We start from the raw sequence: 13,953 nt of genomic DNA, 5'->3' as shown, positions 1-13,953 counted from the left end.
TATTCGAACATTATTCAATATCTAATATATTTATACCCTATAGATTTCACTACAAAACACTGAGGTATCCAATGTCCAGTGGTTCGGAAAATCCATCGGTAAATTTACGTCCTCTTGAACGGGAAGATCTCCCTTTTGTTCATCAACTCGATAATAACGCCAGTGTCATGCGCTATTGGTTTGAAGAGCCTTATGAAGCCTTTGTTGAACTATGTGACCTCTATGACAAGCACATTCATGACCAAAGCGAACGTCGTTTTATTATCGAAAGCCTGAATTCCAAAGTCGGTTTGGTGGAACTGGTCGAAATTGATTATGTCCACCGCCGGGCAGAATTCCAGATTATCATCGCTCCGGCTTATCAAGGACAAGGTTACGCAGCGGTAGCAGTCAAGCTGGCAATGGAATACGCGTTTGCTGTCTTAAACCTTTACAAACTGTATCTGATTGTTGATAAAGAGAATACGAAAGCAATTCATATATACAATAAATTGGGATTCTATATTGAAGGTGAATTAATCGATGAGTTTTTTGTAAACGGCTCTTATCATACCGCTATCAGGATGTGTACTTTCCAGCACCACTATTTCGCCAATAAAACCCGTGAAACCCAAACCAGCACATCGACTCATTAAACGCCAACCATTAAATTAAATAAACCCAGTGGAGTAGTAAGGAGTAGTCATGTCCCACGATCGTCTTTATACCGAGAAAGAACTCAGTTGGCTCTCTTTCAACGAACGTGTACTTCAGGAAGCGGCTGACAAAAGTAACCCGCTGATTGAAAGAATGAGGTTTTTAGGGATCTACTCCAATAACTTAGATGAGTTTTATAAAGTGCGCTTTGCCGATGTAAAGCGGCGTATTCTTATCAGTGAAGAACAAGGTTCAGCCACCGCTGCCCGCCAATTATTGAAAAAGATTCAAACTAAGGTTGCCAAAATCGATCAAGAATTCGATGCCCTCTATAACGATCTGCTGCTGGAAATGGCTCGTAACCAAATTTTCTTGATCAATGAACGGCAAATATCTCCGAATCAACAAATCTGGTTACGGCAATATTTTCGTCAGCATTTGCGGCCACATATCACGCCAATCGTCATCAACCCAGAAACTAATTTAGTTGAGTTTCTCAAAGATGATTACACTTATCTGGCCGTTGAAATTATCCATGGGCAAGCAATACAATATGCTTTGTTGGAAATTCCATCAGATAAAGTCCCGCGTTTCGTCAACCTACCGCCAGAGATGCCAAGAAAACGCAAGTCAATGATATTACTTGATAATATTCTGCGTTACACGCTGGATGAAATTTTCAAAGGATTTTTCGATTACGACACTTTGAACGTCTATTCGATGAAAATGACCCGTGATTCCGAATATGATTTGGCAACAGAGATGGAATCCAGCCTGCTGGAATTGATGTCTTCCACGCTGAAACAGAGACTAACGGCTGAGCCTGTACGGTTTGCCTATCAGCGTGATATGCCTGATGAAATGGTGGAACTACTGCGTAACAAGCTAGGGCTATCCAATGATGACTCGGTGATTGCAGGTGGCCGTTATCATAACTTTAAAGATTTCATCAAATTTCCCAATGAAGGAAATCGAAATCTCCAGAATAAACCCATGCCACGCCTGCGCCATACTTGGTTCGACCATTTCCGCAACGGCTTCGACGCTATCCGTGAAAGGGATGTTCTGCTTTATTATCCTTATCACACATTCGAACATGTGCTGGAATTACTGCGTCAGGCTTCTTTCGATCCCAGTGTTCTTTCGATTAAGATTAATATCTACCGTGTCGCAAAAGATTCACGCATTATTGACTCCATGATCCATGCCGCATACAACGGCAAAAAAGTGACCGTCGTGGTGGAGTTACAGGCACGCTTTGACGAAGAAGCCAATATTCATTGGGCAAAACGCCTCACTGAGGCTGGTGTACATGTTATCTTCTCCGCGCCTGGTTTGAAAATTCACGCAAAACTATTCATCATTTCGCGTCTGGAAGGGGAAGAAATTATCCGTTATGCCCATATTGGGACAGGAAATTTCAACGAAAAAACGGCGCGGCTCTATACCGACTATTCTTTGCTGACTGCCAAACCTGAAGTTACCAATGAAGTTCGTCGGGTATTTAACTTCATTGAAAACCCTTATCGGCCTGTCACATTTGAGAATTTAATGGTATCGCCCCAAAACTCGCGGGCAATGCTCAATCGACTGATTACTCAGGAAATCGAAAATGCACAAGCCGGTGAACTGGCAGGCATCACCCTGAAAATTAATAATCTTGTAGACAGGGAATTGGTAAATCGCCTGTATGATGCCTCTGAAGCGGGTGTCAAAATCCGCATTCTGGTACGAGGCATGTGCTCTTTGGTTCCTAACCAACCCGGTTTTAGTGAAAACATTCAAGTTACCAGTATTGTGGATCGTTTTCTGGAACACGATCGCGTTTATGTTTTCACCAACAAAGGCAATGAAAAAATTTTCCTTTCTTCGGCCGATTGGATGACCCGTAACATTGACTATCGCATTGAGGTCGCCGTTTGTCTGCTCGACCCCAGGTTAAAACAACAAGTTATGGATATCCTTGAACTGCAATTCAGTGATACCGTCAAAGCACGATATATTGATAAGGAGTTGGGCAATCGCTATGTTCCGCGAGGAAATAAGCGTAAAATCCGCGCGCAGCTTGCTGTTTATGATTATCTGAAAAACCTTGAACAACCAGAACCAAGAGCCTGATCTATGCCGTTGAAACACGATACTCCAATGCCCAAACCACAAGAAATTGCCACTATTGATTTGGGTTCTAATAGCTTTCATATGGTCATTGCCCGTATCGTCAATGGCGCACTACAAGTTATTGGGCGTTTAAAGAAACGGGTTTATCTTGCCGATGGTTTAAACAGTAAAAATGAGTTAAGCGAAGAAGCCATAAACCGTGGCCTGAAATGCCTTGCCCTGTTTGCTGAACGGTTGCAAGGTTTTTCCGCAAGTAATGTCTGTTTGGTGGGAACGCATAGTTTACGTGAAGCGACCAACGTACAAGAATTTCTACAGCAGGCAAAGGAAGTTATTCCCTATCCCATTGAAATTATCTCTGGCCATGAAGAAGCCCGCCTGATTTTCATGGGCGTTGAGCACACACAACCAGAAAAAGGCCGCAAATTGGTGATTGATATTGGCGGTGGCTCGACGGAATTGGTCATTGGTGAAGATTTTGAACCACTATTGATTGAAAGCCGCCGTATGGGATGTGTCAGTTTTTCCCGCCAATTCTTTCCAGACGGTATCATTAATGAGCATAATTTTCGCAAGGCACGACTCCAGGCGGCACAAAAATTGGAAAATCTTGTCTGGCAATTTCGAGCTAAAGGCTGGGATTTTGCTTTAGGCGCGTCGGGAACGATCAAAGCCATACACGAGCTTTTGGTCGAACTGGGTGAGAAAGATGGCCTGATTACGCCAGAGCGCTTAAATAGGCTGGTGAAACGTGTCCTGAAATATAAAAATTTCAATGCGCTGGCATTGCCGGGAATATCTAATGATCGCAAACAAACTTTTGTTCCTGGTTTATCAATCTTGTGCGGTATTTTTGATGCTTTGCATATTCAGGAACTGCGCTTGTCTCATGGCGCATTGCGGGAAGGTGTACTGTATGAAATGGAAGATCGTTTCCGCCATCAGGATATTCGCCAACGAACGGCCAAGAGCCTTGCTGAACACTATAATATCGATCGAGAACAGGCAACCCGCGTCTGGAATACCGCCAAAAACCTGTATGACCAATGGGCAGAACAAAATCCCAAGCACATACATCCACAACTGGAATCTATTCTATTGTGGGCAGCCATGCTGCATGAAGTCGGTTTAAGCATCAATCTGAGTGGATTGCAACGGCATTCAGCTTACATCCTGCAACATACCGATCTACCGGGATTTACCCAGGAACAACAATCGTTGCTGGCAACACTGGTACGTTACCATCGCAAAGCGGTTAAAGTACATGAGCATCCCCGCTTTTATCTGTTTAAGAAAAAACAGTATCTTCCCATGCTTAAGATATTGCGATTAGCTACCCTGTTAAATAACCAACGTCAGGCGACCACAACACCGGATATACTGAGGCTAGAAACGGATCATAGTCATTGGACGCTCCGCTTACCCAAAAACTATTTAAAACAAAATGCGCTGGTGTTGCTCGATCTGGAGCAAGAACAAAGTTACTGGGATGATGTGGCTGGCTGGCATTTACACATTGCAGAGGAATCGACTTAACGATATCGCGTTATGAAAAAGAAAAAGAAAACTGTTCAAATTATAAAATTGGTACTGTTTATCAGCTTCTTCATTTTCTTTGGACGCTTTATTTATTCATTTATGGCAGCATTGGAGCATCACCAGCAAGCCCAGCAGCAATCGGTGACGCCCCTAAATGGTTCGAAAACAGAATATAATATCCAATAGCTGTCAAATTTATGACGATCTTATTACAATCGTCGCTTTTTCGCCCTATTTTCTGCCTTAAGGGTTTACTATGCCACAATCAACCTTTACACCTGATAATCCAACTATTGTCAGCCAGTATTCCCAAAGACTGGCACATATTCGTCAACGTCTGCTTTCTCTATTTATCCACGATAGGCTGTTTGTCGATACATTATTAGGTCAGGCTGATGAACATTCAGCAATCAGTGATGAACAATTATTGGAGAAAATAGAGGAAGTCAGTACACTGCTGTCCAGCCTGCATATTGCCGATATCGCCGATATTCTGGAAGCCTTACCTTATGATGAACGTCTTGCTTTATGGCGTTTGATCGACAATAACCAGCGCGGTGAGGTTCTGGTAGAGGCCTCGATTCCTGTTTGGGATAATTTGATCAAGGATATGACTGATGTCGAGCTGTTACGCGCCATCGGTAAACTGCATGTAGATGAACAAGCCTATATTGCAGAACATCTTCCCCGTGATACCACTCGACGCTTGCTGACCTATTTAGAGCCAGGTCAACGCAACCGTATTCGAGAAGTATTGCAGTACCATAAAGACAGTATCGGCCAAATGATGGATTTCGAGTTTGTGACAGTGCGAAGCAACGTTACACTCGGCACCGTTCAGCGTTTTTTACGTTCCCGAGATGCCATTCCTGAAACAACAGATAAGATCTTTGTTATTGATCGCAAAAATCGTCTGCAAGGAGAGTTGCCACTCACCACGTTGCTGACCAACGTACCGGATAAATTAGTTTCCGAAGTCATGAATACGGATACCGTGACTTTCTTACCGGAGCAAAAAGGTGAAGATGCCGCCAGTGCATTTGAACGTTATGACCTGATTTCTGCCGCCGTGGTAGACAACAACGGGCGCCTAATGGGACGCCTGACTGTTGAAGATATAGTTGATACCTTAAGTGAAGAAACTGACACCAATATTCGCCGCATGGGGGGTTTAAGCCGCGAAGAAGATGTTTTTTCTCCGGTTGGTCAGGCAGTCAAAACCCGCTGGGCATGGCTTGCCATCAATTTGTGCACCGCGTTCGTGGCATCACGAGTTATCGGACTCTTTGAGCATACTATTTCCCAACTCGTTGCTCTTGCAACCTTAATGCCCATCGTAGCAGGCATTGGTGGCAATACGGGTAACCAGACCATTACCATGATCGTCCGCGCACTCGCACTGCATCAAATCCAGACGGGAAGTTTTTCTTACCTGCTATTAAGGGAACTTGGTGTTGCCTTTATCAATGGCATTATTTGGGGAGGACTTATGGGTGTCATCACTTATCTGCTCTACGGTGACCTTGCTATGGGGGGAGTCATGACAATGGCAATGATATTAAACCTACTGATGGCCGCGCTGATGGGCGTTTTGATCCCATTTATTATGATGAAATTGGGAAGAGATCCCGCTATTGGTTCCAGTGTAATGATTACTGCCATTACCGATACAGGGGGTTTCTTTATCTTTTTGGGATTGGCAACGCTATTTTTGGTTTAACTTATTTTAATTAAAGGCGTTCCCGCTATATGGTGGCGATAAATCATGTCTTTATCATCGTCATCATTAATAATAGTGATGATTTATCTTGCGGCTTTACAAGTCTTCATAACATAATTCCCTGTACTCTATTGGATACCTCATCACAAATATTATGGATAATTACTACCAGAAACACTATCTTTTTGACATAACCGCCATATTTTCTTCATTATTGACGAAATCTTGCTGGTTACACTAATAATATATTCTTGCATCTAATTTAGCATAAGATGCTGCATGATTGATTACCGCCACAACACTAAGAGAATGTCGAGCAAATGAATAATAAAAGCCGTTCCTACTTTTTCCGACTTGCTGCTGTGCTAGCCGTGATCGTCGGTGCAACTTTCTTTGCATGGAAATATTTCAATGCCCCTTCAGCAGATAACTCTCAGAATTCAAAATCAAAACAGAGTTTGCCTAACCCCGCTCAACCACCGGTGCAAGTAGCGACGGCTGAAATCAAATCAGTCCCTCATTACTTAGTAGGATTAGGAACGGTTCTGGCGGCAAATACCGTTACTGTCACCAGCCAAGTGGAAGGTCAGTTAGTCGCCCTGCATTTTAATGAAGGTCAATTCGTCAAAAAAGGGGATTTGCTGGCAGAAATCGATCCCCGTTCTTTTCAGGTCAAACTGGCAAGGGCACAGGGGCAATATGCCAAAGATCAGGCCACATTAGCTAACACTAAACAAGATTTGCTCCGTTTTCAGCAATTGGCGAAAAGTAAACTTATCTCTCAGCAAGATCTGGATAAACAAATCTCTTTGGTTCGCCAGAGTGAAGCCAGCTTACAGTCCGACCGGGCAGATATCGACGAAGCCAAACTGCAATTGGCATATAGCCGTATCATAGCCCCGATTTCCGGTCGCGTCGGATTAAAACGCATCGATATCGGCAATCATGTCTCTGCCGGAGGAGCAACGCCAATCGTCGTTATTACGCAAGTCGATCCCATTGATGTGCTGTTTTCTCTGCCTGAAAACGATATCAGTGCTGTATTAAAGGCGCAAAAAGATCACAAAAATGTAGCTGTCATTGCGTGGGATCGCAACAATCAGCAGCCATTGGCGCAAGGAAAACTAATCAGTATCGATAATCAGATTGATGTTACTACTGGCACGATCAAGATGAAGGCTCAATTCAATAATCAAGATAATGTGCTGTTCCCTAATCAATTCGTTAATATTCAGATGAAAGTCAATACCCTGAGCGATGTCGTCGTGATCCCTGTGGCTGGATTACAAATGGGAAATAGCGGAAATTTCGTCTGGAAAGTGGATAAAGAGAATAAAGTTAGCAAACATCAAGTCATTGCAGGTTTGCAAGATAATCAATTGGTGGTCATCAATAGTGGGCTGTCAGCAGGCGAGCAAGTCGTTACTGATGGTATTGACAACCTGACCGAAGGCGCTAAGGTCGAGATTGTCAAACCTTTGACCATTGAAGCACTCAATGCGGATCAAAAGAAGAAAAATTCAGAAAAATCAAACAATAAGGTGGAGAATCCCTGATGCAATCTGATTCTCCAATGACAGGCGGAGGGCCATCCCGCCTGTTTATCTTGCGCCCTGTTGCCACAACCCTGTTTATGATTGCGATCTTGCTGGCCGGGCTAATGGGTTACCGGATGCTGCCAGTTTCTGCATTGCCACAGGTAGATTATCCCACTATTCAGGTGGTAACACTGTATCCTGGTGCCAATCCAGATGTGATGACATCCGCCGTAACTGCCCCGCTGGAACGCCAGTTTGGTCAAATGTCCGGCTTAAAGCAAATGTCATCCAGAAGTTCTGGTGGTGCTTCTGTTATCACATTGGTATTCCAGTTATCACTGCCCCTGGATGTGGCAGAGCAAGACGTACAGGCGGCGATCAATTCGGCCAGTAACCTGTTGCCCGATGATCTGCCTTATCCCCCCATTTACAGCAAAGTTAATCCGGCTGATCCACCGATATTGACGCTGGCCGTAACCTCTGATGCCCTGCCGATGAGTCAGGTGCAAGATATGGTAGAAACCCGTATATCCCAGCGTATTTCCCAAGTCAGTGGTGTCGGTCTGGTGACCTTGGCGGGAGGGCAACGCCCCGCTGTGCGCGTGAAATTGAATGCACAGGCTTTGGCTGCACAAGGATTAGACAGCGACGTGATCCGTTCTGCCATCATGAAAGCCAATGTGAATTCGGCAAAAGGCAGTTTTGATGGGCCTACTCGCTCCATCACCATATCCTCCAACGATCAGATGAAATCTATCGATGATTATCGCAATTTAATCGTGGCCTATAAAAATGGCTCCCCGATCCGTTTGCGTGATGTTGCCAGCATTGAACAGGGAGTGGAAAATAGCAAATTGGGCGCATGGGCAAATGAGAAACCCGCTATCGTCATCAATGTTCAGCGCCAGCCTGGCGCTAATGTTATTGAGACGACGGATAATATTCGCGTCATGTTACCAGAATTGATCAACAGCCTGCCCAAATCTGTCAATGTGAAAATGCTGACAGACCGTACAGTCTCGATCCGTCATTCGGTCAAAGATGTTCAATTTGAACTGTTGCTGGCTATTGCGCTAGTCGTCATGGTGATCTATCTGTTTTTGCGCAATGCCATTGCAACCCTGATACCAAGTATTGCCGTACCGCTGTCGCTGGTAGGTACATTTGCCGTGATGTATTTTTGCGGCTTCTCCGTCAATAATCTCACGTTAATGGCATTAACCATCGCAACCGGCTTTGTGGTGGATGATGCGATTGTGGTGATAGAAAATATTTCCCGTTACATTGAACGGGGAGAAAAACCGCTGGCTGCGGCACTAAAAGGCGCGGGAGAAATCGGTTTTACGATTATCTCCCTGACTTTCTCGCTAATCGCCGTCTTGATCCCTCTGCTGTTTATGGGGGATATCGTCGGTCGGCTGTTCCAGGAATTCGCCATTACCCTCGCTGTCGCCATTTTAATTTCCGCCGTTGTCTCATTGACGCTAACACCGATGATGTGTGCAAGGATGCTGAAACCCGAAGCGAATATAAAACACAATCGCTTTGAACAGGTGTGCGAGCGCTTCTTTGAACGCATGATTGCCGTGTATGCAGTCTTCCTGAAACGGGTGCTGAATCACCCCTGGATGACACTGGGTGTCGCATTCGCTACATTGGCTCTGACCGCCCTGCTCTACATTATGATCCCCAAGGGATTCTTTCCCTTGCAAGACAACGGCCTGATTCAGGGCACACTGGAAGCACCACAATCCATTTCATTCAATGCAATGGCAGATAAGCAGCGGCAAGTTACCGCTCTGTTATTAAAAGATCCTGCCGTGGACAATGTCACGACCTTTATTGGTGTCGATGGTAGCAATCCCACATTGAATAATGCCCGTCTTCAAATCACGTTGAAACCACTCAGCCAGCGTGACGACCGTATTGACGAGGTGATCCCACGGCTGCAAGCGCGAATGGCTAAAGTCCCCGACGTCAAATTGTACCTGCAACCAACCCAGGATTTGACTATTGATACCCAAATATCCCGCACGCAATACCAATTTACGTTGCAGGCGACTTCACTTGATGAACTCGCTATTTGGGTTCCCAAATTGCAACACGCGCTGAAACAACGGCCAGAATTGATGGATATCGGTAACAATTGGCAAAATCAGGGACTAGTGGCTTACCTTGATGTAAATAGGGATATGGCCAGCCGCTTTGGGATCTCTATGGCTGCTGTAGATAATGCTTTGTATAACGCATTCGGCCAACGCCTGATTTCGACTATTTATACTCAATCAAATCAATATCGCGTTATCCTTGAGCAAGATACGAAACATTCACCAGGGCTGGAAGCAATAAACAATCTTTATCTGACCGGTAATGATGGAAAAATGGTGCCTCTTAATACCATTGCCACAGTCGAACAACGGTTAGGGAACTTGTCTATCGACCATTTACAACAATTTCCTGCTGTCACTTTTTCATTCAACGTAGCAAAAGATTCGTCCCTTGAACAAGCTGTTAATGCCATCAAGGACGCAGAACAAGCGATCCAAATACCAAAAGATATCGTTACGCAATTTCAGGGAGCAACGCTGGCGTTCCAGGATGCGCTCAGTAATACCCTCTGGCTGATTCTGGCTGCTGTCGTTGCCATGTATATCGTGCTCGGTATTTTGTACGAAAGCTTTATTCACCCTGTCACCATTTTGTCAACCTTGCCTACTGCGGGGGTTGGCGCATTGTTGGCGTTGATGGCGGGAGGGTACGAGCTGGATATTATTGCCATCATTGGGATCATTCTCTTAATTGGTATTGTGAAGAAAAACGCCATCATGATGATCGATTTTGCTCTGGCCGCAGAGCGGGAAAAAGGCATGACCCCTTATGAAGCTATTTACCAAGCCTGTCTGTTACGTTTCAGGCCGATATTAATGACAACCATGGCAGCATTGCTGGGCGCATTGCCGCTAATGTTGAGCACCGGCATGGGTGCAGAGCTGCGCCGTCCTTTAGGTGTCAGTATGGTGGGAGGCCTGATTATGAGCCAAATCCTGACCTTGTTCACAACTCCCGTGATTTATCTGCTATTTGATCAGTTAGCACACTGTTGTCGAAATAATAAACATCTCCGTCGAAATAATAAAAAAGGTAATCAAATAAAGCGGGATAAATCCTCAGATAATCATCAGGATCCGCTGTGAAATTCTTCGCCCTATTTATCCAGCGGCCAGTTGCCACAACATTGCTGAGTCTAGCCATCACTCTATGTGGCGCACTCAGTTTTATCCTGCTGCCTGTGTCGCCACTGCCACAAGTTGATTTTCCCGTGATAACGGTTCACGCTTCTATGCCTGGCGCGTCACCGGAAACGATGGCGTCTTCGGTAACGACACCGCTGGAACGCGCATTGGGCAGAATCGCTGGGGTAAAAGAGATGTCTTCTGCCAGCTCATTGGGAAGCTCTTATATTTATCTGGAATTTGATCTCAATCGGGATATCAATGGCGCAGCACGAGATGTCCAAGCCGCCATCAATGCCGCTCAAAGTTTGTTGCCTTCCGGTATGCCAAGAAAGCCAGGGTACTACAAAGCTAATCTGTCAGGTGCCCCGATCATGATTTTGACCCTCTCCTCAGATAATTATAGTGAGGGACAACTATATGATCTTGCTTCCACCCGATTGGCTCAAAAGATTTCTCAGATAGAAGGTGTCAGTAAAGTCAGTGTCAGTGGCAGTTCGTTACCCGCTATACGTGTTGAATTAAACCCTAATGCACTCTTCAATCAAGGGATTTCTCTTAACGATGTCAGTAATGCCATCAATAGTGCCAATGTCCGGCATCCGACAGGCCATATTGATTCCGATAACCAGATTTGGCAGCTACACACCAACGATGAATTGAAAACCCCTGACAGTTACCGCTCAATTATCGTCCATTATAATAATGGCGCACCTGTCAGATTGCAGGATGTTGCCAATGTTAAAAGCTCTGTCGAGGATATTCGCGCCGCCGGTATGTCTGGAAATAAGTCTGCCATTGCTCTTATTATCCGTCGTGAAGCCGGTGCAAATATCATCTCGACCGTCCAACGTATTCGTGATCAGCTTCCTGTCCTGCAAGCCTCCTTGCCTGCCAATATTCAGCTAAACATTGCCCAGGATCGTTCGCCAACTATTCATGCTTCCCTGCAAGAAGTAAAACGGGCATTAGCCATTGCCGTCGCTTTGGTGATTCTGGTTGTATTCCTGTTTTTACGTTCTGGCCGAGCTACGCTGATCCCAGCAATTGCCGTTCCGGTATCACTGATTGGTACTTTTACCGCCATGTATTTGTGTGGTTTCAGTTTAAACAATCTTTCGTTGATGGCATTAACTATTGCCACCGGATTTGTTGTCGATGATGCCATTGTGGTGCTGGAGAATATTTCTCGCCATTTAAATGCGGGGTTAAAACCCATGCAAGCGGCTCTCAAGGGAACCAGAGAAGTGGGATTTACTGTGTTGGCTATGAGTTTATCACTTGTGGCGGTCTTCATTCCCCTTGTCTTAATCGATGAATTGCTTGGTCGGTTATTCCGGGATTTTGCTGTTACCTTGGCAACCGCCATTGGGATTTCTCTGTTAGTCTCGCTGACTTTAACCCCGATGATGTGCGCGCATTTGCTCAAATCCACGCCTAAAGATGCCCAGAAACAGACGCGGGGATTCGGTAAGGTATTGTTGAGAATCCAACAAGGCTATGCCCGTTCATTGAAATGGATACTCAACCATACTCGCTGGGTATTGTTGACATTGGTTGGCATTATCGTCCTGAATATCTGGCTCTATATCAGCATTCCGAAAACGTTTTTTCCACAACAAGATACTGGGAAAATGTTAGGGTTTGTGGTCGCTGATCAAAGCATTTCATTTCAGGCTATGCGTGAAAAAATGAAACGCTTTATGCTGGTCGTCGATGGTGATCCAACCGTGGATAATGTCGTCGGTTTTACCGGTGGTGATAGCATTAACACAGGCTTTATGTTTGTTTCGCTAAAACCGTTGAAAGAACGTAGCGAAAGTATCCAGCAAGTTATCACCCGCTTAAGAAGTAAACTAACTCATGAAGCGGGAGCACGCCTATATTTAGTTCCTGTGCAGGATCTGAGAAGTGGAGGAGGAAAGGGAGGCAAATCAACATATCAGTTTAATTTGTTGTCGGATGACTTTGATGCTCTACGTAAATGGAGTCCTGTCGTCAAGAAAGCATTGGAAAAATTGCCTCAATTGGTAGATGTAAACGCCGATAGTGATGAAGAAGCTAAAGGCGCTGAAATAGCAATTACCTATGATCGTGATGTGATGGCTCGTTTAGGTATCAATGTTGCCGAGGCAAATAATTTACTCAACAACGCTTTTGGGCAGAGACCAGTTTCCACGATTTATGCCCCGTTGAATCAATATAAAGTGGTCATGGAAGTTGCACCACAATATAACCAAGATCCCAGTGCGTTAGAGAAAATGTTTGTCATTAATAGTCAAGGAGAACGTATTCCTCTCTCCTACTTTGCCCAATGGCGTCCTGCCAATGCCCCCTTGGACGTTTATCACCAGGAACTTTCCGTTTCTTCTACCATTGCCTTTGATGTGGCGCCAGGCTATACGCTGTCTGATGCAATCAGTGCAATAGAAAGAACAATTACTGAACTGGGCGTGCCTTCAACAGTACGCAGCTCTTTTGCCGGCACAGCACAGGATTTTCAAAAGAGTGAAAACTCCCAATTAATGGTGCTCCTGGCTGCTATAGTCACTGTTTATCTGGTACTCGGTGTCCTCTATGAGAGTTATATTCACCCTCTGACAATCCTTTCTACTCTACCTTCTGCGGGTATAGGTGCTTTGCTGGCTCTGGAACTGTTCAATACGCCTTTCAGCCTAATCGCCATGATTGGGATTATGCTGCTGGTTGGTATTGTCAAGAAAAATGCCATTATCATGGTGGATTTTGCCCTTGAAGCTCAACGAAACGGTAAACTCAGTGCTCAGGAAGCGATTTTTCAGGCTAGTTTATTACGATTCCGCCCGATCATGATGACGACGCTTTCCGCCCTGTTTGGTGCTTTACCTTTAGTACTGAGTAATGGGGATGGTGCAGAATTACGTTTCCCACTGGGGATCACGATTGTTGGTGGCCTGGTGGTAAGCCAGCTTCTCACTTTGTATACCACGCCGGTTGTGTATCTGTTTTTTGACCGATTGCGTGAAAAATGGCGCCGGCGCAAAACAACACCATCTCAGATAGTTGACCCAACTAGCTGAACCAAAATGAAATTCAGGATAAAAATGGGTATCTACATCAAACAAAATAGCCAAAACCGGTTAAGCAACTAGTGGAAGGACAAATACAAATAATGAGATGCGCTGGAAAG

At 44.9% G+C, this 13,953-nt stretch carries 8 protein-coding genes; all 8 read left to right on the top strand.

Going from position 1 to position 13,953, the window contains the following annotated elements; translation table 11 throughout:
* Positions 1–71: 71 nt before the first annotated feature.
* The 8 genes from speG to mdtC all read left to right on the top strand — a co-directional run bounded on the left by speG (position 72) and on the right by mdtC (position 13,843).
* Positions 72–635, top strand: a complete 564-nt coding sequence (gene speG, locus Xedl_RS00860) for a spermidine N1-acetyltransferase (RefSeq protein ID WP_074022180.1) — start codon at positions 72–74, stop codon at positions 633–635.
* 49 nt (positions 636–684) lie between these two features.
* Positions 685–2,754, top strand: a complete 2,070-nt coding sequence (ppk1, locus tag Xedl_RS00855) for a polyphosphate kinase 1 (protein ID WP_074022179.1) — start codon at positions 685–687, stop codon at positions 2,752–2,754.
* Positions 2,755–2,757: 3 nt separating this feature from the next.
* Positions 2,758–4,290 (top strand): exopolyphosphatase, encoded by a 1,533-nt coding sequence (gene ppx / locus Xedl_RS00850; protein ID WP_074022178.1) that lies wholly within the window; start codon positions 2,758–2,760, stop codon positions 4,288–4,290.
* Positions 4,291–4,302: 12 nt separating this feature from the next.
* Positions 4,303–4,479: a YfgG family protein gene (locus tag Xedl_RS00845; RefSeq protein ID WP_074022177.1), complete on the top strand. Its 177-nt coding sequence runs from the start codon at positions 4,303–4,305 to the stop codon at positions 4,477–4,479.
* A gap of 70 nt (positions 4,480–4,549) precedes the next feature.
* Positions 4,550–6,013, top strand: coding sequence for a magnesium transporter (gene mgtE, locus Xedl_RS00840; RefSeq protein ID WP_074022176.1), 1,464 nt, complete (start codon positions 4,550–4,552; stop codon positions 6,011–6,013).
* A 320-nt stretch (positions 6,014–6,333) separates the two neighbouring features.
* Entirely contained in the window at positions 6,334–7,569 is a 1,236-nt protein-coding gene (locus Xedl_RS00835; RefSeq protein ID WP_074022175.1) for an MdtA/MuxA family multidrug efflux RND transporter periplasmic adaptor subunit, read from the top strand.
* Positions 7,569–10,745, top strand: coding sequence for an MdtB/MuxB family multidrug efflux RND transporter permease subunit (locus Xedl_RS00830; protein WP_074022174.1), 3,177 nt, complete (start codon positions 7,569–7,571; stop codon positions 10,743–10,745). Before Xedl_RS00835 ends, Xedl_RS00830 begins: the two co-directional genes overlap by 1 nt.
* Positions 10,742–13,843 carry a multidrug efflux RND transporter permease subunit MdtC gene (gene mdtC, locus Xedl_RS00825; RefSeq protein ID WP_074022173.1) on the top strand — a complete coding sequence of 1,034 codons (3,102 nt, stop codon included), beginning with the start codon at positions 10,742–10,744 and terminating at the stop codon, positions 13,841–13,843. The genes Xedl_RS00830 and mdtC overlap by 4 nt, the downstream gene beginning before the upstream one ends.
* Positions 13,844–13,953 lie beyond the last annotated feature (110 nt).

It is taken from the genome of Xenorhabdus eapokensis, assembly GCF_001908105.1.
Note: the sequence above shows the minus strand (reverse complement) of the source record. Positions and strands in the feature narration are given on the sequence as shown.